Below are 21,616 nucleotides of genomic sequence, written 5' to 3'. Positions count from 1 at the left end.
CGCGTGACGATCATTCTGGCCCTATGGGCGCTGGCGCAGGGCGCGACGGTGCTGGGCGTGTTTCTCTTCCTGCGCCATATGCCGAGCGACCGGCAGGAGGAGGCGCCCGCCGGCGTGACGATGATTCTGCCGGTGCGGGACGATTGGGATGGCGGCGCTGATCTCGTCACCCGGCTTGGGGCGCAGGCGGTCCCGTTCCGCTTGGTCCTGGCCACATCGGGCAACTGTCCCGCCGCCGAGGCGCTGGCCCTGCGGGAGCCGGGCCGGGTGGAGATCGTCCGCGCGGGTGTGGCACTGGACGAGGGGCAGAAGGTGCACAAGCTGCGGGCGGCGATCCGTGCGCTGCGGCCCGACGATCGCTATCTCGTCTTCATCGACGCGGACATCCTGCCGCCCGAGCGGATGGTCGGCCGGCTGCTGTTCCCGCTGGTGCGCGGCAAGGCCGACATCGCAACGGGATATCGGCTACAGCTGCCCGACGCCGATGCAGTCCTGGCGCTGGTCGGTGCGGTCGAGATGCAGCTCGCGACCTGGCCGCGCTTCGCCAGCGCCACGCTGCCCTGGGCGGGAGCGATGGCGATGAGCCGGGATACGGCGGATATGCTCGATCTCGACGCGTTGCTGGCGGGGCGGCTGTCCGACGATCTCACCATCGGTCTGGAGGGATGGCGCCGGAAGCTGCGCCTGCGGCCGGTACGTGACCTGATGATTCCCAGCCCGCTGTACGGCCCGGGCTTCGATGCGCTGCGCTTCGGCGTGCGACAGTACCGGCATCTCGCGACCAACAGCCCCGGCCTGTGGCGGCTGGCGACGGCGATGGTCGGCGTGCATGCGCTGGGCTGGGCCTGGGCCTTGCTCTGGGGCGGCTGGGTCGCCGTGCTGGTCGGCTATGGCGCGGCGTGGGCGCGCGCGGCGCTGCGGTGGCGCATCGTCACCGGCGTGGTCGATCCTGCGGAGGCACGCAAGGTCGTGCGATCGCTGCTATGGGACGCGCTGGCGCCCTTCGGTGTGAGCTGGACGCATCTGGCGTTCCAGCTGGTCGCCGCCTGCTCGAATCGCATCCGCTGGGGCGGGTGGGACTATCGGGTGAGGAAGGGCAGGGTGGTGAACATGGTCCCGGCAGGTCAGAAACCCGCAGGGAACTGATGCCGCCCCTCCGCGTCGAGGCGCAGGACCACCTTGCCCGCCACCGCGCTCATCGGCAGGTCGCCGTACAGATGCGGGAAGAGGGCGCCGCCCCTTGAGGGCTCCCACCGGATCGCCTCGCCGAAGGGGGCGAGGTCGATCATCAGCATGACGAGCCGGTCCTGCCCGGCGAAATGCTTCGCCGCCGTCTCCGCCGCCTGTTCGCGGGTCGACATGTGAATATAGCCATCCTGCAGATCGACCGGCGCGCCCTTGAAGACGCCGTCGGCCTTGAGCGCCTCATATTGGTCGGCCGTCAGGATCTTGTAGGCAAAGAGGTCGCTCACGCTTCGGCTTCGCCCTCAGCCTCGTCGCTTTCCTCGATCCGCGCCGCACTCACCACATGTTCGTTGTCCGAGACATTGAACAGCCGCACGCCCGCCGAATTGCGGCCGATCACGCGCAGACTGTCGAGGCCCATGCGGATCAGCTTCGCCTGGTCGGTGACCAGCATCAGCTGGTCGGCCTGCGTCGCGGGGAAGCTGGCGACGACCGGACCGTTGCGGCCGATATTGTCGATATTGGTGATGCCCTGCCCGCCGCGCCCGGTGCGGCGATATTCATAGGCGGAGCTGAGCTTGCCATAGCCATTGGCGCAGACGGTCAGGATGAACTGCTCCTTGCCCTGCAACTCGGCGAAGCGCTCGGCGGTCATCTGCGGCGCGCCATCCTTCTCCGCCTTCCACGGCGCGAAGCGGAGATAGTCTTCCCGTTCCTCCTGCGTCGCGCCGGCGCGGTGCAGGATGGAAAGCGAGATGACCTCGTCCTCCTCCGCCAGCTTGATGCCTCGCACGCCGGTCGAATTGCGGCTCTGGAACTCGCGCACCTCGTCGGCCGGGAAGCGGATCGCCTTGCCCTGGCGGGTGGCGAGCAGCACGTCGTCGCTCTCGTCGAGCAGGGCCACTCCGATCAGCCGGTCGTCGGCATCCTCGCCCTCGAACTTCATCGCGATCTTGCCGTTGGACGGCACATTGGCGAAGGCGTCCATGCTGTTACGGCGCACCGATCCCTTCGCCGTCGCGAACATGACGTGCAGCTTGCTCCATTCCTCCTCGTCCTCCGGCAGCGGCAGGACGGTGGAAATGGTTTCGCCGGGACCGAGCGGAAGCAGGTTGACCATTGGCCGGCCGCGGGTCGCCGGTCCGCCCTCGGGCAGGCGCCAGACCTTCATGCGATAGACCTTGCCGGCGGTCGAGAAGAACAGGACGGGCGTGTGGGTGGACGTCACGAACAGTTCGGTGACCGCATCCTCGTCCTTGGTCGCCATGCCGGATCGGCCCTTGCCGCCGCGCGCCTGCGCCCGGAAGGTGTCGAGCGGGGTGCGCTTGATATAGCCCTGCATGGTCACGGTGACGACCATGTCCTCGCGCTCGATCAGGTCCTCGTCCTCGATGCCATCGGCAGCCGCGGTGATCTCGGACAGGCGCGGCGTGGCGAAGTCGCGCTCGATCGCTTCGAATTCCTCGCGCATCACGGCATAAAGCTTCACCCGGTCGGCCAGAATGGCAAGATATTCGGTGATGGCTTCGGCCAGTTCGGCCAGCTCCTTGCCGATCTCGTCGCGGCCGAGTGCGGTCAGGCGGTGCAGGCGCAGGTCCAGGATCGCGCGGACCTGGATGTCCGACAGCTTGTAGGCCTCGCCCGTGATCTCGGTCTCGATCGCCTCCACCAGCTTCAGATAGGGCGCGATCTCCCCGATCGGCCATTCGCGCGCCAGCAGCGCCTCGCGCGCCTCGGCGGGGCTGGCCGACCCGCGGATGATCTTCACCACTTCATCGAGGTTCGTTACGGCGACGACCAGGCCGAGCAGGATATGGGCGCGGTCGCGCGCCTTGTTCAGCTCATATTTGGTCCGGCGGGTGATGACCTCTTCGCGGAACCGGACGAAAGCTTCGATGATGTCGCGCAGGTTGAGGATTTCGGGCCGTCCGCCGCGGATCGCGAGCATATTCGCCGGGAAGCTCGACTGCGCGGGCGTGTTGCGCCACAGCTGGTTCAGCACCACTTCCGGCGTCGCGTCGCGCTTCAGGTCCATGACGATGCGCACGCCTTCGCGGCTCGATTCGTCGCGGATGTCGCTGATGCCCTCGATCCGCTTGTCCTTGGCGGCTTCGGCGATCTTCTCGACCAGGCCGTTCTTGCCGACCTGATAGGGGATGGCGGTCAGGACGATGGCGCGGCGGTCGCCGCGTCCTTCCTCGATCTCGTGCCGCGCGCGCATGATGATGGAGCCGCGCCCGGTATGATAGGCGCTGCGCGCGCCCGACTGGCCCAGGATCAGCGGCGCGGTGGGGAAATCGGGGCCGGGGACGATCTGGATCAGTTCATCGACGGTGATGCCGGTATTGTCGATATAGGCGAGGCAGGCGCGGATCACCTCGCCCAGATTGTGCGGCGGGATGTTGGTCGCCATGCCGACCGCGATGCCGCCCGCGCCGTTGACCAGCAGGTTGGGGAAGCGCGCGGGCAACACCTGCGGCTCCGATTCCGAGCCGTCGTAATTAGGCTGGAAGTCGACCGTTTCCTTGTCCAGATCCTCCAGCAGTGTGCCGGCAACCTTGGCCAGGCGCGCCTCGGTATAACGCATCGCCGCTGGCGGATCGGGATCCATCGATCCGAAATTGCCCTGACCGTCGATCAGCGGCACGCGCATCGACCAGTCCTGGGTCATGCGCGCCAGCGCCTCGTAGATCGCGCTGTCGCCATGCGGGTGATACTTACCGATCACGTCACCGACGATGCGCGCGGACTTGCGATAGGGCCGGTTGTGATGGAATCCGCTTTCATGGGCGGAGAAGAGGATGCGGCGATGCACGGGCTTCAGGCCGTCGCGGACGTCCGGCAGCGCGCGGGCGACGATCACCGACATGGCATAGTCGAGATAGCTCGCCTTCATCTCCTCCACGATGGAGACGGGGCTGATGTCCGAAGGGTCGGCGAGGGCAGTCTCGTCGGTCAATGCGATTCTCTTTTTGGATGGATGTGGTTCGTTGCCAGAGCACTAGCGGAGCGAAACAAATCTGTCACCCCTCGCGCACGCGCGCGCCTGCGCGTGCAGAGCAAGCGGCAGCGGGAACGGGAGGCGCGCAAGACGGTTGCAAATTGCGCCGATATAGGCTTGTTCAATGGCCGTTCACGCGTCGGCCCCTAACCGGCGCATAACCCGGAAGGTCGCCTGCCTGTCCCCCGCAGGCGTGCAGAGGAGATGAGGATCATGCGTTTTGTTTCCCCCATGGCGCTTGCTTTGGCCCTGGCGGTTGCCGGTGGCGCCGTGACGGCGCCTGCCCTGGCCGCGAAGAAGGATAAGGAAGAGCAGAAGGGGCCGAAGCTGAATGTTTCGCCCGACGTCATCAAGGCTTTGCAGGCCGCGCAGAAGGCTTCGGAGGCGCAGGACTGGGCCGGGGCCAAGGCCGCGCTCGCCGATGCCGACAGCAAGGCGACGTCGAATGACGACAAATATCAGATCGGTGCGATCAAGCTGAACACTTCCATCGCATCGAAGGATGCGGCCCTTCAGGGCGAGGCGCTGACCCAGATGCTCGACAGCGGCCTTACACCCCCGGAGCAGGCCGGGCAGTTCAACGCCATCGCCGCCGACCAGGCGCTCGGCGCCAAGAATTACGACCTTGCCATCCAGCGCGCTCAGGCTGCGCTGCAGGCGGGATACAAGCCGGAGGCGGTGAATCCGACGCTGGCCCAGGCCTATTTCGGCAAGGCGGGCACCGGCAATCCGACGGCCGAGCCCGCCCGTGGCCTGAACCAGCAGGGCCTGGCCGCGCTGAAGGCCGGCGCCGACGCGATGAAGGCCGCGGGCCAGCAGCCGCCGGCGCAGTGGTACCAGATCGGTGTCAGCCGCGCCGCCGCGGCCCGTCTGCCCGAAGTGACGGACTGGGCGAAGTGGGCCTATGAGGCACAGCCCAGCGGCGAGAATCTGCGGACGCTGATCCGCCTTTTCCAGCAGTCGAACCCCACGATCACCAATCGTGAGAATCTGGACGTGCTGCGCCTGATGGCGGCTTCCGGCGGCCTGGTCGTCGCCGGCGACTATGTCGAATATGCGGAGATGGCGTCCAAGACCGGCATCTACGGCGAGGTGAAGTCGGCGATCGACGGCGGTCGCGCCAAGGGTGTTCTGAATGCGACCCAGGGCAATGACCTCTATCAGCTCGCGATTCCCAGGATCCAGGGTGATAAGGCGTCCCTGCCGGCTGCCGAGGCCGATGCGGGCAAGGCGGCCAACGGGAAGGTCGCGGCGGCCACCGCCGACGCTTATCTCGGCTATGGCGACTATGCGAAGGCGGCCGCGATGTTTGAACTTGCCAAGCAGAAGGGCGGCGTCGATGCGGACGAGGTGAACACCCGCCTGGGCATTGCCAAGGCCCTGGGCGGCGACGTGGCTTCGGCGAAGACGGCGTTCCAGTCGGTCCAAGGCGGTGCGCGCAAGAAGATCGCTGACCTGTGGCTGTCCTACCTGGCCACCAAGTCGGCCTGACGAATCACGCCGCGCTGCCCTGCATCGGGCGGCGCGGCCATTTCTGGCGAATACCGGCCCGTCGGGGGATGGGCCGAAGAAGGGCGGGGAGGCTTCAGTGCCCGTGCGTTATCCTATATTTGGTTATGCGGCGCCGGTGGCGCTGATTGCGGCTCTCGCTTTTTCGACCACGGCCGACGCGAAGAAGAAGAAGCCCATCAACGTCGGTCCGCCTATCGAGATGTCCGACGGATTCCGGGCCGGCGTTCAGGCGGCGGAAGCGGCGTTGCAGAGCGGCGACATTGCATCGGCCGGGACGCGGATCATGTCGCTGACCCCTGCGACCGATTTTGAGGCCTATGCCGCGGCGGGCCTGCGTTTCGAGCTGGCGGTGGCGCGCCGCGACGTCCAGGCGCAGCGCATCGCGTTGACCGACATGTTCAAGACGGCCGCCGTGCCGCGCACCGACGCGCCGCGGCTACGCTATATTGCGGGCTATCTGTCCTTCGTCGTCGGCAATTATGACGACGCCATCGCGCAGCTCGATTACGCCCGAACGCTGGGCTATGACGAGATTGACGCGACAATGCTGCGCGCCGACATCGCGATGCGGCGAAACCGTCCGAAGGAGGCCCGACCCTTCGTCCAGCAGGCGCTGGAAAGACAGCGGGCATCGGGTAAGCCCATTCCCGCCGCCTGGTACGACAAGGCGATTTCGCTGGCCTATCAGGCGAATGACTGGGCCGATGTCGGTGCGCTCTATCGCGAACGGCTGGCGCATTACCCGTCGGCGGCAGATTGGCGATCGGCACTGACCAACTATCTATCGGCCGACGGGGTGGATTCGCAGGCGAAGCTGGACCTCTACCGCCTGCAAGCGGCCAATGGCGCCATGGCCAGCGAGCGCGATTATCAGGCCTATGCCCAGCTTGCGGAAAAGAGCGGCTATGATGCCGAGGCCAAGGCCATCATCGAGGCGGGGCGGGCGGCCGGCAAGCTGACCCCGACCCAGACCGTGACTGCGCAGTTGCTCAAGACCGTCACGCCCAAGGCGACGAAGGAAATCGCGGGCCTGCCGGCGCTCGCGAAGAAGGCGGCAGCGGCCAGTGACGGCAGTCCGGCGCTGAGCGTCGCCGACGCCTATTTCTCCCTGGGCCAGTTTCCGCAGGCGGCCGAGCATTATCGCCTCGCGCTCGCCAAGGGCGGCGTGAATGCGAATCATGCCAACGCCCGGCTGGGCGTGGCTCTCGCCCGGTCCGGCGACCTGGCGGGGGGCAAAGGCGCCCTTGCACAGGCGTCGGGCGACTGGAGCAATGTTGCCGGATTCTGGTCTATATGGATCGACCAGAAGGCGCGCGATGTGGCGGGCGCTCCTTCTGCTGCACCGACGGCGGGCCGCTAAGGGCGAGCGGTTATACAACCTCGTCGGCGCTGCGCCGGCGGGGATGCCGTTTTTCCCTCCCAAGACGTCAAGGCGCCCGCCGTGGCGTCAGACCGGCAGCGGCACCCCGGGCAGATTCTTTGAGGTGCGGATGGTCAGCGATGTCTTGACGCTGACCACATTGGGCGCCGGCGTCAGCTTGGACGTCAGGAACTGCTGGAAGCTCTGCAGGTCGCGCGCGACGACCTTCAGGATGAAGTCGATCTCGCCGTTCAGCATATGGCATTCGCGCACTTCGGGCAGGGCCGCGATATGGTCCTCGAACGCTTTCAGGTCCGCCTCGGCCTGGCTTTTGAGGCTGACCATGGCGAAGACCGTGATGGTGTAGCCCAGCATCGCCGGGTCCACCACCGCGTGGTAGGAGGTGATCGCGCCCATCTCCTCCAAGGCGCGGACGCGGCGCAGGCAGGGAGGCGCGGTCAGGCCCACCTTGCGGGCCAGATCCACGTTGGTCATCCGGCCGTCCTCCTGCAACTCGCCGAGGATCTGGAGGTCGATGTCGTCAATATTGGGGCCAGCCATTATTCCGATTATTTCCTTTCCACTCTGGCGGTACGCATCATAATAATATTTCACGGCAATGCAATTGTCCCACTATGTAACGCTGATAAGCGGCCGGCGAAGGCCTCCTTTCCCTTGGAGGTGCGCGGCACTGTCGCTATGCTGGACGGACGGGCGCTGCGACGACGCAGGCGTGCCGCGCTATTGAGGATGGTTCCCAGGGTGCGTTTCAACGATCTGATGCAGACGGTGCTGGCTGCCGAGGACCGCAGCGGCATAGGCGCCGTGACGTTGTGGCGGCAATGCGTGGACCTGCTGGCTCAGCATGACCGCTATGACCGCTCGGCGATCGGCCCGATCGAGCGGAGCGCGCTGCTGGAACGTCTCGGCAGCCTGCGGCAGAAACTGTCCGAAACCCAGCGGATCGCAACCGTCGTGGAACTGGGCAGCCGCCTGCGCTCGGTAACCCTGGTCGAATTCTTCGCCGGCGACCGGCCCTCCATCGCTGCGGCGGCCATGGCTCGTGCCCAGCTGCCCGATGCACTGTGGGCCGATATGGTGCCCCGGCTCACCCCGACGGCGCGAGGGGTACTGCGGGGACGCCACGACATGGGGCCGCAGACCCGGCAGGCGCTGGAGGCTTTCGGACCGGCAGACCTGGTGCTGACCTCCGCCCTGGCGGTGGACGCTGCGTCGGACGACATGCTGCTGACGCCTGACATGATGCTCGCGCCCGAGATAGAGACGCTTGGGGAGCCTGAGGCCCCGGCAACCCCGCAGCCGCGCGCCGCCGAGCCGAGCCAGATCCGTACGCTGGTCGATCGCATCGAGCGGTTCACCAGTGCCCGGCAGCTGGGGGCCGTCAGCGAAGCGCCTTCCAGGCCTCGCCCGGACGAGACGATGGTGCCCTCCTTCGCCTTCGAAACGGATGCCGAGGGCGTCATCATCTGGGTCGACCAGGGGCCGCGCGCGGCCCTGGTGGGATTGTCGCTGGCGCAGATGCCGCTGGATGGCGGCAGCGGGCCCGATGGCCATGTCGCCGGCGCCTTTGCCCGGCGCAGCGGCTTCCGCAACGGACGTTTCACCATCGTTGGTGGCGCCGTGGCGGGCGACTGGCGCTTTTCCGCGACTCCCTTTTTCGACCCGCGCTCGGGCCGGTTCCAGGGCTATCGCGGGCAGGCGCGCCGCCCCCATCTGCACGAGGTCGCGGCGGAACCCGACCAGGGGCCGCACCTGCTCTCCGGCCTGTCCGCCGACTCGCTCCGCCAGTTGGTTCACGAACTGCGCACGCCGCTGAATGCGATCCTGGGCTTCGCGGAAATCATCGAGCAGGAACTGTTCGGGCCGTCCGGCCCGGAATATCGCGACATGGCCGGGAACATCGCTCGTGATGCGCGGCATTTGCTGAGTGCCTTCGACGATCTGGACCTGGCGGCCAAGGTGTCCCGAGGCGATTCGCCCAATCTCCCGCGCCTGCTCGACCCCAGCCTGCTGGTGTCACAGGTGACTGCGCGCTTCCGCGACCAGATGAACGGCAAGAACAGCCGGATCGAGATCGACATGGCGCGCGACCTGCCGCCGGTCCGCATCGACCCGGTGCAGGGCGAGAGGATGATCCAGCACCTGCTGCGCACGCTCATCTCCGTTTCGCCGGAGGGCGAACTGCTGACGGGCGTCTGCCGGTTCCAGGGCAGCGGTACGGAGGGCAGGGTGGTGCTGGCGATCGACCGGCCCACCAGCCTTGCGGGGATGGAGGAAGCGCAACTGCTCGACCCCGGCTATACGCCCGAAGGCGACTGGGCCGACGGGCCGCTGCTCGGCCTCGGCTTCTCGCTGCGGCTGATCCGTTCGCTAGCGGCCGGCAGCGGCGGCAGCCTGACCATAGAGGCGGGCCGGTTCCTCCTCGCCATTCCCGCCGCCCTGCGCAGCGGCGACAGCGCCAGCCAGGCCTGAGTCCGCTCAACCCTCTGGCAACCATTGCACGCTAAGGCGAGGCGATGAACAGCTCCCCTCATGACGGCAACCTGCTGAAGGCGCCCTCCGCCGAGGATATGATCGCGCTTGATCCGGCCTTCGGTACCCGCTTCATGCTCTTCGTCGATACGGAAGAAGAGTTCGACTGGAACGCGCCCCTCAGCCGGACGGGGCATGGCGTCACTGCTCTTGGCGGCATGGCGCGGGGGCAGGCCTATTTCGCGCAGGCAGGCGTGAAGCCCGTCTATGTCACCGATTATCCGGTGGTGGATAGCGATGCGGCGGCGGAGATGATGGGGCGCTGGTTATCCGACAATGCCGCCGACATCGGTGCGCATCTGCACCCATGGGTCAACCCGCCCCATGTCGAGGAGGTGTCGGCCGCGAACAGCTATGCCGGATTCCTGCCCGAGACGATCGAGCAGGCGAAACTGGAGGCGCTCTGCCAGCGGATCTCGGAGCGCTTCGGCCGACGCCCGGTCGCCTATCGTGCGGGACGCTACGGCGTCGGCCCCCACAGCGCGCGGCTGCTGGAGCAGGCCGGGTTTAAGCTGGACAGCTCGGTGCGCAGCCGCTTCGACTATAGCGGCCAGAACGGGCCCGACTTCCGCGGCATGCCGCTCACGCCTTATCATGCGGGCTCGGACCGGGGCATCGTCGAGCTGCCTCTTTCCACGGCATTTGTCGGCTTGTTGCGGGCAGGGGGCGAGCGTCTCTATCGCACGGCGCAGTCCATGGGCCCGCTGGCCGGCGCTCTCGCCCGCGCCCGCCTGTTCAGCCGCGTGCCCCTGACGCCGGAGGGCGTTCCCGTCGCGGACGCTCTGGCGGCCGTCGACGCGCTGATAGAGGAGGGCGTGCCCGTCCTCAACTTCAGCTTCCATTCGCCCACGCTCGAGCCGGGGCATACCCCCTATGTCCGCGAAGAGGCCGACCTGCGGTCCTTCTACCGCTGGTGGGACGCAGTGCTGGATCATCTCGCGCGGCGCGGCGTACGCGCAGCGACGCTGGACCAGTTCCTCGCCGCGGTTCCCGCGCGTGGTCAGGCTTGCCAAGCCGCCTGATGCTGCCTAATCCCGCTGGCAGGTGGGGCCTGTAGCTCAATGGTTAGAGCTGGCCGCTCATAACGGCTAGGTTGCGGGTTCGAGTCCTGCCGGGCCCACCATAGCTTCGGCGCATGTCTTACATGTGATATAGGAAAGTCCTTGTTTTCAAGGGCTTTCCTGTGACTCTTCTTCTCATGTCTTATCATGTGGCGTCATAGCTTCTCGCGAATCGCGGGGTATTTGGCGGGGTATCGAGATCCGAAAACGGGGTATCGATGACTCTCACATTCGCAGCCATCAACGCGGCTCAACCGCGCGGCAAATCCTACAAGCTCGCAGGCCGGCAAGGCCTCTATCTGTTTGTCGCCGCCAGCGGCACGAAATCCTGGCGTTACAAATATGATTTCGGGGGCAGGAAAGGCTGCTGACGATCGGCCGCTTTCCTGACGTCGGTCTGGCCGACGCCCGTGCGCGGCACGAAGAGGCTCGCGCTCTCATTCGCGCCGGAAAGGACCCGGTGGTAGAGGCCAAGCGCCAAAAGCAGACCCAGATCACCGCTACCGAGGCGACATTCAAGAAGATCGCTGAAATCTGGCTGACGGAACAGCGGCCGCTCTGGTCGCCCGCTAACGCCAAACGAGTCCGCCACCGCCTCGAAAACGACATCCATCTCTGCTTCGGTGCCGTGCCGATCGCCAGCATCGATGGCGCGATGGTGCTGCACGCCCTCCGCAAGATCGAAAACCGTGGGTCGATAGAGACAGCGAAGCGTGTACGCGGTTACATCCGCGCCATCGTCAATCGGGCCAAGGGCGAACGACTTGTCGGGCGCGAAGCACTTCATGAAATTGACGACATTCGCGACGCACTGCGACCTACTCCACGCGGTCGCAGGATGCCTGCCTTGACGAGCCTCACGGCGCTGTTGGATCTCCAGCTGACGGTCGACCGCTCTACCGGCGGACGCTTCGCGGCTCCTCGTCCTGACACAGGTGCGGTCGGAGTGCTTCGCGCCGCAACCGGGGACGAGTTTGATGGGATAGACTGGTCTCGCCCCGACGCGCCTTGCCCGCGACCGGTATGCGGCATTTCGTCGGAACGAATGAAGCTCGAGGTCGAAGATAAAGGCAATGCCGCCTTCGGGCACGACGTGCCCCTATCGACACAAGCGGTCGAGACGCTACGGGCGGTGCGGATTCTCACCGCGAGTTCGCGCTATCTTTTCCCGCACGCCAAGTCTTGGAGTGAACCGATGACCGACTCCGCACTCAGTTCGTTCTACAAGCGCATCGGGGGAGGGCGCTTTAAGGGCAGGATGGTTCCTCATGGCTAGCGCACCTCCTTCTCGACGCTCATGAGCGAGCGGGCCGCGGAACTGGAGCGCGACGGAGATCGGATAATTATAGACATGATCCTCGCGCATGTTCCGGAAGGAATGTCGGCTTCGGAATGGGCCTATAATCGGGCACGCTATATCAAGCCGTGAGCCGCCTTGCTCTAGGTCTGGTCCGACCTGATCTCCGAGGGCCTTCCTCCACCATTGGATCTTGTTGTCAGGGACGGCGGTAGTTGAATGGATCGGCGACAAAATCTTCTATGTCGCTCTCGTACCAACCGACGCACCCGCGGCCAATGGCGGTTCGCTTCGGAAAGGAGCCTTGGCTTTCGCGCCTGTAGATGGTCGCGACCGACAGGCCTGTCCGCACTTGTACCGCCTTGACGCGAAAGAGCGAATCCTTGCGGCGATCCTTGATCGCAGCGGGAGCCGAACCGGCATTTGTGCTCCGATCGATGCTATGTTCATGCACGGAATATTTGTCGTGAGAAGGTCCGTCACGGTGGATGCCGAACGATCTTCCGCCTTTGGCTGCGGTGCATTAGCAAACGCAGCGCTGGCAGGCGGCGGGCTGTTTCGAGGCGCTGGTGGATGATCTGCGCGCGGTGCTGCGCCTAGCCGCTGGGCGCACCGCCGAACCCAGCGCCGCGATCATCGACAGTCGGACGTTGCGCTCTACGCCCGAGAGCGCAACGTCCGGCTATGATTGGGGGCAAGCCTAAGAAGGGATCAAAACTCCACATGGCGATCGATACGTATGGGCAAACCGTTCCCGCCGCCTCGCCAAGGACTATGAACGTTACGCTCAGACGCTCGCAGGACTGCACGTCGCCGCCTTCGCATGCATCATGATGAAACAGGCTGCTGCCATAGCCGCTGGCTCATAACAGCCTCTAGAATTTGGCGCGTACACCGAAGTTATAGCGTGAGCCGGTGTCCTGGAGCAGCAGGAAGCGGCTCTTCACCGCAGACCATTCGTCCACATTTTCGTTGGTGACGTTGACGCCCTGAACATAGACTTGGAAATTGGGCGTGAGGTCATAGGAGATGTTGAAATCCAGCTGGCCGTAGGAAGAACGATTGCGCGGACGCGACTGGCTGTCACGGCAGTTGCGCAAATAGTCCGAGCGCCAGTTGTAGGAGACGCGTGCGGACAGTCCGTATTTTTCGAAGAAGAGGCTGCCGTTCGCCGAATGGGGTGACAGGCCGTTATAGCCGCATCCATAATCCTCCAGCGCCTGATCGCGCTTCGCGGAACTCGACACATAGGTATAGTTGCCCGTGACGCCGAATCCCGAAGCAAAACCGCCCAGGGCATCGAACGAATATTGGCCGCCGATTTCCACGCCCTTGATCGTACCGGTCTGGCCGTTGCGGGTGCGGGTGTCCTGGAAGGTGCGACCGAGCTGCTGAACGGGCAGCGTCTGGAGTTCGAGGAAGTCGGACAGGTCCTTGTAGAAGCCGCCGATGCTGAGATAGCTGACCCGCGAGATATACCATTCGAGCGCGAGGTCATAATTGGTCGACCGGAACGGCCGCAGGTTGGGATTGCCGCCGGAGGACGTCGGAATGGAAATACGACCGCCGAAATTGTTGTTCACGCCAAGGTCGGTCAGCGTCGGTCGCGTGATCGACTGAGAGAAGGCGGCGCGCGCGATCAGATTGTCGGTGAGATTATATTTGATGTTCGCCGACGGCAGCGCATCGACATAGCTGTTGCGCACCGCGACCGCGGTCGCCGGGCCATAGGTATATTGCAGCGTATCGTCGCCTGGCGTGGCGGTGATGCTGGTGACCGGCGTGTCGAAACCGGAGGAGAGAACATCCGTCTCGATGACGCGGACGCCAACATTGCCGTTCCAGGTCGATCCGCCAAACTCCATACTGATATAACCCGCCGTGAGCCGTTCGCGGACGTTGACCGTGCCGCGCAGCTGTTCGCGGACGCCGAAGGGGCCACCGTCCAGCGCCAGCGCGGCCTGGGCGAATGCAGCCTGCTGCGCGGGCGTGCGGCCGTTCGTCGGGACGGATAGCGTTGCGGGGTTGTTGAGATAGGCAAGCAAGGCTTCGGGATCGAACTGGAACACGCTCGGCGGTATGTTGCGACCGCCGCCGAGCAGGTCACTCCAGTCATAGGGCTGCAGGAGACCGTCGGCGATCGGAACCTGATAGCCGCAATAGGTGCAGCTGGAATCGCTGTTGTTGAAGGAGCGGTTGATCTTGCGCCGCTGGGTGTAGGACAGGCCGATATTGACCGACTTCAGGATCGAATCCTGGATGTCCCATTTGGTATCGAGATGGAATTCGGAGCCGCGATCACGCGAGCGGTTATTGTCGATCCCCATATAGTGAAGGCGCTGGAAATCGGGATCGTTGATGATGCCATTGTCATAGGAGACGGTGGGCAAGTCGCCGCCACCGTCCAGATCGAACTGATAAGTGTAGGGCAGCAGGCCGCCGATCACGAGATATTGGTTGGGCGATTTGCGGTTGGCCCCGGTTATCGATGCGTCGAACGCGATCTGGATATCGTCTCTCGGGTTCCACTTGATGTTACCGCCGATCTGATAGCTGTCGGACAGACGGTTGGCGGTGTTGTAGACATGGTCGATCTTGGAATTGATGCCATTGTTGGTGAGCAGCGGGCCATATTCCGCAGCGAATTGCGGGTTCTGCGCCAGAAAGTCGGCGCCCAGCATGCTGAGGCTGGTCATGGTGCCGTTTTCATCGAAGGCCGGCTGATAATAGGGCGCTGCCATGAAGTTGTCCATCTTGCGGACGACGCCGCGGACGTTGAACTTCGAATAAATGCCGTCGATCGTGATTTCCAGCGTGTCAGTCGGGCGATATTGCACCGTGCCCGACACATTGATGCGCTCACGTTCTTCCTGCGCGCGCTGATAGTAAAGGCTCTGGGGCGCGTTGATGTTGCCGGACACCGGATAGTGCGGATCAGACCCGGTGATGAGCGTCGGCACGCCGTTCACGTCCTGGACGATGTCGGGCCGTCCATTGATCCAGCCGTCGATCGCGATCGTGTCTGCCTGGCTCTTGCGCTTGGTATAGGACCCCGCCAGCACGATGCCCAGCGTCTTGTCTGGATTGGTCCACGACAGGTTCGCGGCAAGATCGGGCGACGCCTTTTCCCGCAACGTGTCGTAAATGGCACCGACCTGCGCCGTCGCGTGCAGGCCGTCACGTCCCTCCAGCGGACGGGCGGTGACGATGTTGACAGTCGCGCCGATGCCGCCTTCCTGCAATTCGGCCACGGGCGACTTGTAGATGTCCGTGCGCTGGATCATGTTGGAGGAAAGCACGTCGAATGAGAATTCGCGGCCCGCATTATCCGTCGCCATGACGCGGCCGTTGACAAGGACGGTGTTGAATTCGGGGCCAAGGCCGCGAACGGTGATGAATTGGCCTTCACCACCCGAACGGTCAATGGCGACCCCGGTGATACGTTGGAGCGATTCCGCGATGTTGGCGTCCGGGAACTTGCCCACTTCGACCGCGCTGATCGAATCCACGATCTGATCGGCGTCGCGCTTAGCCTGCGCGGAGGAACCAAGGCTGGCCCGAATGCCGGTAACGATGATGTCCGCCGGAGGGGCGTCAGAATTAGCGGCGGTGCCTTGCGCAGCGGCCAACGACGGTATCGAGCAGCCAGCGCTCAATGCGGCCACAAGCAACCAATGCCTCATAATCTCTCTCCCTGTTACTATGGTCTTTCGAGGCAGGAACAGCGCCGCCCTTTGGGCTTGGTTTACCGCTAAACCTACTTCATTGATAATATGGACTCTGGAACAGATTCATGTTCAATTATGATGCGGCGAACAGGTGCTAGCGTGCGATGGAGGGATCTGGGGGGAGCCGCACTGCTCCATGGCTGTTTCCCTCATGATGCCGAGGCCGATTGCCCAGACCCTCGTTTTCCAACGTCTTCCGAGGGACAGCCGCATAACCGCATGGTCTTGAAACGCCGGCTCATTACCGCATCGGAAAGCGGTGAAAGCCGGCTATAGCCGCGATCCCCCATGTGCAGGCGAGTGGATCGGCTGATGGCGGTGCGGCCCCTTGCGATGGCTGACGATGGCTCAGCGATCCGGCACGACCTGCATGTCATAGACCAGGACCTTCTGCCACAGATGCTCGCAGGACTTGATGAAGGCCTGATGGATCTCATGATCCTGATAGACCTTCTGGTCGACCGCATTGTCGAAAAGCATGAGTTCCGACACGTCGAAGGAGGAATCGACCACGTCGCGCTTTTCGGTGCTGGCGGGCACGCCGATCTGCAGGTCGCGGATCACGGGAATCGCGCGCAGCCTGCGTAGCCCGGCGATCAACTGGTCGCGGTCGGCCTGGTTGCCCGGCCGTTTCAGCCAGAAGAAGACATGATGGACCAGCTTTGCCTGGACCGCGGGCGTCGCTGTCTGTGCTGCGGCTTGCGCCGAAGACAGGGCCATGCCTGCGCCGCCCAATGCCATCATCGCCGCCAGTTCCCTTCTACTCGTTTCCATGACGCTCTGTCCCCTGCCGCTGAAAAGGCGGCGATCTTCGCCACCCAATGAAGCCCTATGCGCTGGCCGGCGCGATTGACGCGCGCTGAACCAGTTGATGGTCGAATATCTCGTCGCTGATGCGCATCCCGCCCTTGCCGAGCGCGCCGATCAGATACTGGGTCGCGCGAAAGGCCATTTCCTCGACGGGCTGGCGTATCACGGTCAGCGGCGGCCAGACGCGCGAGGCGAGGATGGTGTCGTCAAAGCCGGTGACGCTCAGATCATGGGGCAGGGTCAGCCCCATCTGGCCGGCCTGGGCAATGACGCCCGCCGCCAGATCGTCGCTGCTGCACAGGATCGCGGTCGGCCGGTTCGGCCGGCCGAGCAGCATCTGTGCGGCCGCCATGCCGGACGCATGATCGAATGCGCTATGTTCGACGATCATGCTGTCGTCCACGCGCAGTCCGGCATTCCGGAGGGCGGCGTAGAAGCCATCGAGCCGAGCGGCGACCACGCTGTAATGATCGGGGCCGGCGACATAAGCGATGCGGCGATGGCCATCGGCAATGACGCGCCGGGTCAGCGCCTCCATCGCCGCCTGATTGTCGATCCGCACCGTCGATATGCCCGATAGCGGCGTGCCGGTGGCGATCGCGGCAAAGGGCACGCCGAGCGTTGGCAGTATTGCCGATCCGCTCAACTGTTCGGCAAAGGGCGGGATCAGCAGCAGCGCGTCGGCGCCGCTGCGCACCAGTTCCTGGGCAATGCGTTCGGCCTCGTCCAGCGTCACGCCATCGCCGTCGCGCAGGATCAGTTGCAGCCCATTGGCATTGGTCGCACGCAGCGATCCGACCAGCACCGCGTCGAGAAAGGGCGTGCGCCGGTTGCTGTAGATGAGGCCCACCGTCGTCGCCCGCGCCTTGGCCAGACGACGAGCGGCCAGATTGGGCACATAGCCCAGTTCCGCGATCGCGGCCTGCACCGTCGCGACCGTGGTCGCGCTGGCCCGGCCGGCGCCGTTGATGACGTTGGATACCGTCATCGCCGACACGCCGGCCCGTTCCGCCACGGCGCGGATCGTCACGCCATTTTCCCGCCGCCTGGCCATCAGAAGCTTGTCCTCATGGCCCCTGATAGCCGGTTTTGCGGCGCAGCACAGCGTCGGGTGTGGGGCGATGCTGTCAGACCCGGCCTGCCTTCATTTCCTTGACCGCATGGTCGACCGCGCGAGCAGTCAGCGCCATGAAGGTCAGCGACGGATTGACGCAGGAGATGGAGGCCATCTGCGCGCCGTCGGTGACGAACAGATTGCCGGCGTCATGCGCCTGGCTCCACTGGTTGAGCACCGATGCGCGCGGATCGGCACCCATGCGTGCGCCGCCCATTTCGTGGATGGCGTCGCCCGGCACATGTTCGCGGACCGAACTGGTGACGTTGGTCAGGCCCGCCGCACGCAGCATCTTTTCGCCCTGTTCGCGGGCATCCGCCATCATCCGCATCTCATTGTCGCGGAAGGTGACGTGGAACTGCATCAGCGGCATGCCGAACCGGTCGGTCTTGTCGGGGTTCAGCGCGACATGATTGTCCTCATATGGCAGGCATTCGCCGAAGGCGCCCATCTCGAATTTCCAGCCGCCATATTTGCGCATGCCCTGCTTCATCGACGCGCCGAAGCCGACCGGCCTGGAAGGTTCGCGATAGGCGCTGCCCTGATAGCCATAGCCGCGCTTGAAGCCGACATCTTCGCCGTCCCCGATGTTGCGAAAGCGGGGCACGTATATGCCGCCGGGGCGGCGGCCATATTCAATGAACTCTTCCATGCCGGGAATGTCGCCCTTCACGCCGACGCGGAAGATATGATCCATGACATAGCGGCCCAGCGTTCCGCTGCTGTCGAAATGGCTCTTGCCGCTGCCCGCCGGGCGCGAGTTCATCAGGATCTGGGTCGAGGCCAGGGCCGATGCACACAGGAACACCAGCCGCGCGGTCACGGTCTCTGCCTGTCCGGTCTTGGTATCGACGAAGCGCACGCCGGTGACCTTCTTCGTCGCCGGATCATAATCGAGGCTGGTGACGACGGCATCGGACCGCAAGGTCAACCGCCCGGTCGCGCGCGCGGCGGGCAGGGTGACCGCCTGGGTCGAGAAATAAGCGCCGAAGGAGCAGCCATTGCCGCATTGGTTGCGCAGCTGGCATTTGGTGCGGTTCTGCTCGGGCTTGTCCTGGGTGATGTTGGACAGGCGCGCGTTGATCATCTTGCGGCCGGGAAATTGCGTCTCCAGCCGCTGCTTCATCCATTTTTCCGCGATGTTCATCGGCATTGGCGGCTGGAATTCGCTGTCGGGCAGATAGGGAAGATTTTCGCGCGATCCCGATACGCCGATATATTTTTCGACATAGCTGTACCAGGGGGCCAGATCCTCGTAGCGGATCGGCCAGTCGCCGCCGATGCCCTCGCGCTTGTTCGCTTCGAAATCGGCCGGGCTCCAGCGGAAGCTCCAGCGGCCCCAGATCAGCGACTTGCCGCCGATGGCGCCGGGACGGATCCAGTAGAATTTGCTGCCCGCGCCATAATCATAGGGGTTCAGGCGGTCATTATTATAGAAGGCTTGGTTGCTGGGCCTGACATAGCCATGCTGGGCGATGAAATAATCGCTCTGCTTCAGCGGGTCGGGCATGATGTTGCGGGCGGGCACCTCATAGGCGGGCTTGCCGTCATAGGTATAATCCTCGCCATGCTCGACCATATGACCGCGGTCGAGCATCAGCACCCGCAGCCCCTTTTCCGTCAATTCCTTGGCGGCCCAGCCGCCGCTGATGCCCGAACCGATGACGATCGCATCGTACCTGTCTGTCGAAGCCATGATGTCCTCTCCTGGAGTTTTCTGTCTTGAGGCAGGTGGGGGTCAGAAGCGCAGCGCGCGCAGCGTCCGGAAGCTCTTGGTGATGTCGAGAATATAGGGCGCGGGCGCCTGGTCATTCTCGACATAGAAATGCTGGACGCCGGCGATGGCGTTCAGCTTGAAGATCGCGGCGAAATCGACCGTGCCGCTGCCGACAGAGGTCATGCTGCGGTCCGCGCGCATATCCTTCACATGATAGGAATAGATGCGGCCGGCCAGGCTGCGGATCAGCGCCTGCGGATCCTGCCCCGCATAGATGGCCCAGTAGAGATCCAGTTCGATCTTCACCAGTTCGGGGTCGCACGCCTTCACCAACTGGTCGAATAGGCTGACGCCATCCGGCTTGGTGGTGAATTCGAAATCATGATTATGATAGGCAAAGCCCAGGCCCGCGGCCTTGAGCTGCGCGCCGAAGCGGTTGATGTTGACCAGCGCGGCCTTCCACGCCTCCGCATTGCGATATTTGTCGACCATATAGGGCAGGACGACGGTGCCCGCGCCCAGCGTTTTTGCCATGGCCACGCTGGCGTCGAACTTGTCGAGCAGCGCGTCATAGCCGATGTGCAGCGACGGGCAGGTGAGGCCCAGCCGGTCCATCGTGCTGCGGAGCAGCTTATGGTCCATGGCGTCATAGCCGCCACCGCCAAATTCGACCTCGCGATAGCCGACCTTGGCGACCTTCTCCAAGGTGGCGACCGGATCGGCGGCGAACAGCTCGCGCACGGTGTAGAGTTGCAGGCCGACGCTGGCGATCTTGCCGGAGACCCTGGCGGCCTGCGCGGCGAAGGGGGAGGCGGCGAGGGCGGCCAGGCCGCCGGCGCCCAGCATCATGGAACGACGGTTGAGGTTCATGCGGAATAGACCTTGTTGACCTGGGAATAGGGGAAGGCGCCGTTATATTCGCCTGGCACCGGCAGATATTCGCGTTCCTGGGTGATCCCGATCTCGGACGTGTAATAGCCCACGATCACCATCTGCCGGAACGCCTCGAAAAACTCCTCGCCCTCGGGGATCTGGTCGTTCATCGCCAGGGTCAGCAGCGCATCATGCTGCGCCGCCGATGCCTTGATCGCGGGGATCTTGTAATCCTGCCAGCTGCGGGCATCGATTTCGGCAAGGCCGGCGATGATCGGATCGCGATCCTCCGCCACCGACCAGTCGGCCAGCAATTTCTCGATATAGGCGGGGACGCCCGCCTCGATCGCGCCGGGCGTGTCGGTCGCCGGCAGGATGCGTTCGCACAGCGCGGTCATCAGCGCCCGCTGATCTGGCGTGAACAGTTGCAGGCTGGGCGCGCCCTGGTCGATCACGCCAGCGGCTGGCATCACCCCGGCGGCGCGCGCCAGCGGCGCGAACAGCCCGGCGCCGAACATGGCGACCATGCCCGCCAGCGCATGTCTGCGGTCCATCATTGTCCTGCTCCCTTCAGATCCTGTGCGATGGCTTCGTCCGGCAGCGGCCGGACCCAGATGTTGCGGAACGACACGGGGCTTTCGTGATCCTGCAGCTGGATCGGCGCCTTGTCCCCATGGGCCTGATATTGGGCGATCGAACGCCATTTGGTGGTGCCCAGCATCGCCTGATGATTCTGCACCAGCACGCCGTTCAGCAGCGCGGTGACATAGGCGGGCCGGACCAGGCTGCCGTCGGCGGCAAAGCGCGGCCGTTCGAAGATGATGTCATAGCTCTGCCATTCGCCCGGCTGGCGCGACGGGTTCACCAGCGGGGGCTTCCAGGCATAGACCGCACCGACCGTGCCGTCGGCATAGGTTGGGTTCTGATAGCCATCGAGGATCTGCACTTCATAGCGCTGCATGAACCAGATGCCGCTATTGCCGCGATCCTGCGAGCTTTTGGTCGGCGGATTGGGCGAACGAAATTCCAGATGCAGCTGGACGTCGCCAAATTCCTGCTTCGATATCAGGTTGTTCTCGCCGCCGCTCTGGCTGCGGGGCGGGATGGTCATGATCCCCTTTTCCACAGTCCAGGGGCCGCGCTCGCCGCGCCATGCGTCGAGCGACTTGCCGTCGAACAGGATGGTTGCGTCGGACGGCGCACCGCCGGGCTGTGCCGCCGGGGTGACGACGGTGGGGGCGGGGCGATCGGGATCATGGACGTGCCAGTTGCCACCGGGCAGGATCGGCGTGTCCTTGAAGCCCAGCTTGCCAGGCTTGTCTTGCGCCTGCGCCGGTGTGCCCACCAGCAGAGCCGTGGCCAGCGCGATACCCGTCCCTGCAAAGCCAGTCGGGATGATTTTCAT

At 64.5% G+C, this 21,616-nt stretch carries 17 protein-coding genes, 1 tRNA gene and 2 pseudogenes; 9 read left to right on the top strand and 11 right to left on the bottom strand.

The genetic code is table 11. The annotated features are described in order from the left end of the window. Window positions 1-3: 3 nt before the first annotated feature. Window positions 4-1,146, top strand: a complete 1,143-nt coding sequence (locus M529_RS44655; RefSeq protein ID WP_021319736.1) for a glycosyltransferase family 2 protein — start codon at window positions 4-6, stop codon at window positions 1,144-1,146. Here M529_RS44655 and M529_RS44650 read toward each other — a convergent pair. Both M529_RS44650 and gyrA read right to left on the bottom strand, forming a co-directional pair. Further along, window positions 1,125-1,472, bottom strand: a complete 348-nt coding sequence (locus M529_RS44650; RefSeq protein ID WP_021319735.1) for a DUF952 domain-containing protein — start codon at window positions 1,470-1,472, stop codon at window positions 1,125-1,127. The two genes, M529_RS44655 and M529_RS44650, sit on opposite strands and share 22 nt — an antisense overlap. Then, window positions 1,469-4,144 carry a DNA gyrase subunit A gene (gene gyrA / locus M529_RS44645; RefSeq protein ID WP_021319734.1) on the bottom strand — a complete coding sequence of 892 codons (2,676 nt, stop codon included), beginning with the start codon at window positions 4,142-4,144 and terminating at the stop codon, window positions 1,469-1,471. The genes M529_RS44650 and gyrA overlap by 4 nt, the downstream gene beginning before the upstream one ends. Window positions 4,145-4,399: 255 nt before the next feature. Between gyrA and M529_RS44640 the strand changes: the two genes are divergently transcribed. Together M529_RS44640 and M529_RS44635 are read left to right on the top strand one after the other, a co-directional pair. Further along, complete coding sequence (locus M529_RS44640; RefSeq protein WP_031295564.1) at window positions 4,400-5,677, top strand: hypothetical protein; 1,278 nt, start codon at window positions 4,400-4,402, stop codon at window positions 5,675-5,677. A 97-nt stretch (window positions 5,678-5,774) separates the two neighbouring features. Next, window positions 5,775-7,058: a tetratricopeptide repeat protein gene (locus M529_RS44635; RefSeq protein ID WP_021319732.1), complete on the top strand. Its 1,284-nt coding sequence runs from the start codon at window positions 5,775-5,777 to the stop codon at window positions 7,056-7,058. A gap of 87 nt (window positions 7,059-7,145) precedes the next feature. Here M529_RS44635 and M529_RS44630 read toward each other — a convergent pair whose 3' ends face one another. Beyond that, entirely contained in the window at window positions 7,146-7,619 is a 474-nt protein-coding gene (locus M529_RS44630) for an Lrp/AsnC family transcriptional regulator (protein WP_021319731.1), read from the bottom strand. Between the two features lie 201 nt (window positions 7,620-7,820). Here M529_RS44630 and M529_RS44625 point away from each other — a divergent pair, with 201 nt between their 5' ends. The 5 genes and pseudogenes from M529_RS44625 (at window position 7,821) to M529_RS50450 (ending at window position 11,948) form a co-directional block, all read left to right on the top strand. Further along, a complete protein-coding gene (locus M529_RS44625; RefSeq protein WP_021319730.1) occupies window positions 7,821-9,551 on the top strand; it encodes a sensor histidine kinase in 1,731 nt (576 codons plus the stop codon). A 44-nt stretch (window positions 9,552-9,595) separates the two neighbouring features. Next, window positions 9,596-10,633 carry a polysaccharide deacetylase family protein gene (locus tag M529_RS44620; protein ID WP_021319729.1) on the top strand — a complete coding sequence of 346 codons (1,038 nt, stop codon included), beginning with the start codon at window positions 9,596-9,598 and terminating at the stop codon, window positions 10,631-10,633. 25 nt (window positions 10,634-10,658) lie between these two features. Beyond that, window positions 10,659-10,734: transfer RNA gene (locus M529_RS44615), tRNA-Ile, on the top strand. A 156-nt stretch (window positions 10,735-10,890) separates the two neighbouring features. Next, window positions 10,891-11,093: pseudogene (locus M529_RS50455) on the top strand (Arm DNA-binding domain-containing protein); the annotation flags it as partial. Between the two features lie 39 nt (window positions 11,094-11,132). After that, the gene (locus M529_RS50450; RefSeq protein ID WP_021319727.1) at window positions 11,133-11,948 is read left to right on the top strand and encodes a tyrosine-type recombinase/integrase; all 816 of its coding nucleotides are present in this window, start codon (window positions 11,133-11,135) and stop codon (window positions 11,946-11,948) included. Window positions 11,949-12,168: 220 nt separating this feature from the next. On the opposite strand, the gene M529_RS50640 is transcribed toward M529_RS50450, so the two are convergent. Next, window positions 12,169-12,423, bottom strand: a complete 255-nt coding sequence (locus M529_RS50640) for a helix-turn-helix transcriptional regulator (RefSeq protein WP_021319725.1) — start codon at window positions 12,421-12,423, stop codon at window positions 12,169-12,171. Between the two features lie 22 nt (window positions 12,424-12,445). Between M529_RS50640 and M529_RS50440 the strand changes: the two are divergent. Continuing rightward, window positions 12,446-12,722: pseudogene (locus tag M529_RS50440) on the top strand (IS5/IS1182 family transposase); the annotation flags it as partial. A 122-nt stretch (window positions 12,723-12,844) separates the two neighbouring features. On the opposite strand, the gene M529_RS44605 reads toward M529_RS50440, so the two are convergent. The 7 genes from M529_RS44605 to M529_RS44575 form a co-directional block, all read right to left on the bottom strand. Beyond that, the gene (locus tag M529_RS44605) at window positions 12,845-15,598 is read right to left on the bottom strand and encodes a TonB-dependent receptor (protein WP_021319724.1); all 2,754 of its coding nucleotides are present in this window, start codon (window positions 15,596-15,598) and stop codon (window positions 12,845-12,847) included. A gap of 447 nt (window positions 15,599-16,045) precedes the next feature. Beyond that, a complete protein-coding gene (locus M529_RS44600) occupies window positions 16,046-16,471 on the bottom strand; it encodes a Dabb family protein (protein WP_236617738.1) in 426 nt (141 codons plus the stop codon). 55 nt (window positions 16,472-16,526) lie between these two features. Continuing rightward, window positions 16,527-17,561 (bottom strand): LacI family DNA-binding transcriptional regulator, encoded by a 1,035-nt coding sequence (locus tag M529_RS44595; RefSeq protein ID WP_021319722.1) that lies wholly within the window; start codon window positions 17,559-17,561, stop codon window positions 16,527-16,529. A gap of 73 nt (window positions 17,562-17,634) precedes the next feature. Beyond that, window positions 17,635-19,317, bottom strand: a complete 1,683-nt coding sequence (locus M529_RS44590) for a GMC oxidoreductase (protein ID WP_021319721.1) — start codon at window positions 19,315-19,317, stop codon at window positions 17,635-17,637. A gap of 42 nt (window positions 19,318-19,359) precedes the next feature. Continuing rightward, window positions 19,360-20,208 carry a sugar phosphate isomerase/epimerase family protein gene (locus tag M529_RS44585; protein ID WP_021319720.1) on the bottom strand — a complete coding sequence of 283 codons (849 nt, stop codon included), beginning with the start codon at window positions 20,206-20,208 and terminating at the stop codon, window positions 19,360-19,362. Continuing rightward, on the bottom strand, window positions 20,205-20,768 hold the full coding sequence (locus tag M529_RS44580) for a gluconate 2-dehydrogenase subunit 3 family protein (RefSeq protein ID WP_031295557.1): 564 nt from the start codon (window positions 20,766-20,768) through the stop codon (window positions 20,205-20,207). The genes M529_RS44585 and M529_RS44580 overlap by 4 nt, the downstream gene beginning before the upstream one ends. Next, complete coding sequence (locus M529_RS44575; RefSeq protein ID WP_021319718.1) at window positions 20,765-21,616, bottom strand: 3-keto-disaccharide hydrolase; 852 nt, start codon at window positions 21,614-21,616, stop codon at window positions 20,765-20,767. The genes M529_RS44580 and M529_RS44575 overlap by 4 nt, the downstream gene beginning before the upstream one ends.

The sequence above is a fragment of the Sphingobium ummariense RL-3 genome (genome assembly GCF_000447205.1).
Lineage (GTDB): Bacteria > Pseudomonadota > Alphaproteobacteria > Sphingomonadales > Sphingomonadaceae > Sphingobium > Sphingobium ummariense.
Note: the sequence above shows the minus strand (reverse complement) of the source record. Positions and strands in the feature narration are given on the sequence as shown.